The sequence below is a fragment of the Streptomyces sp. AC627_RSS907 genome (genome assembly GCF_019049165.1).
Map to the genome: position 1 here is coordinate 1 of NZ_JAGMUE010000439.1, position 570 is coordinate 570.

General features: G+C 79.5%; 1 pseudogene. It reads right to left on the minus strand.

From position 1 onward, the window contains the following. A pseudogene (locus KUM32_RS36340) lies at positions 1 to 570 on the minus strand (hypothetical protein); the annotation flags it as partial.

Sequence of the window (570 nt, forward strand, 5' to 3'; positions counted from 1 at the left end):
ATCCCGGCGAGCGGGGTGCGCAGGTCGTGGCTGACGGCGGCGAGCAGCGCGGTGCGGATGCGGTTCCCCTCGGCCAGCTCGCGCGCCTGCTCGGCCTCGCCCATCAGGCGCTGCCGGTCCAGGACGACGGCGGCCTGGGCGGCGAACGCGGCGAGCACGCGCCGGTCCTCGGCCGGCAGCACCCGGCCGTTGAGGGCCAGCGCCAGGTGGTCGCCCACGGGCATGTCCACGTCGGCGTCCTCGGGCCGCAGCGGCACGCGGGCGCCGGGGGCCGCGGCGCTCGCGGCCGGCGCGCCCTCCGGGGAGGCGGCCGGGCCCTCGGAGGAGGTGGCCGGGCCTTCGCGAGAGGCGGCCGAGCCCTCTCGGGTGGTGGCCGGCTCGCCGTCGGCGGTGGGCGCGGCCGGGGTGGCGGCGGCGCTGCCCGCGCAGGTCCACGGGGCGGTGTCGGACTCCCGCTCAAGGAGCGCCACCGACTCCATGCCGAAGGTCTCCCGCACCCGCTCCAGCAGGGCCTCCAGGCTGGTCTCCCCGCGCAGCACGCTGCCCGCGAGGGAGGACAGGATCTCGGAC